The organism is Mesorhizobium tamadayense, assembly GCF_003863365.1.
Classification (GTDB): Bacteria; Pseudomonadota; Alphaproteobacteria; order Rhizobiales; family Rhizobiaceae; genus Mesorhizobium; species Mesorhizobium tamadayense.
Genome location: NZ_RQXT01000268.1, coordinates 1 through 349, shown reverse-complemented (window position 1 = coordinate 349; position 349 = coordinate 1). Strand labels below are relative to the sequence as shown.

The window sequence follows — 349 nt, the reverse complement described above, 5'->3', positions numbered from 1 at the left end:
CACAGCGATGCCTATGCTGGTGCCGATGGTGACGCCGGCCGGCAGGTTGGCGCCTGTGTCGTTGAATGCGTCCAGGATGGCTTCAGCAGTGCGCGTCGCATAGCTCGCGCTCGGCAGACCGGGAACAATCACAGCGAACTCGTCGCCGCCCAGGCGCGCAACCATCTGGCCTGGTTTGAGGATGCTCCTGATCTTCTCGGCCACACACTGCAGCACGGCGTCTCCGACAAGATGGCCGAAGAGGTCGTTGATCTCCTTGAAGCGGTCGAGATCAAGGAAGAGGACGGCAAGGCACCGCTCAGTGTCGAGATGTGCCGTAAGCTCGGCCTCCAGCTTTTCGTTGAAGCTT

The 349-nt window shown here is 61.3% G+C and carries 1 protein-coding gene; it reads right to left on the bottom strand.

What is annotated here, in order from left to right:
- Window positions 1-333 (bottom strand): diguanylate cyclase domain-containing protein (locus EH240_RS37620; protein WP_245436725.1); only part of this gene is annotated, 333 nt, incomplete at its 3' end.
- Window positions 334-349: the final 16 nt, after the last annotated feature.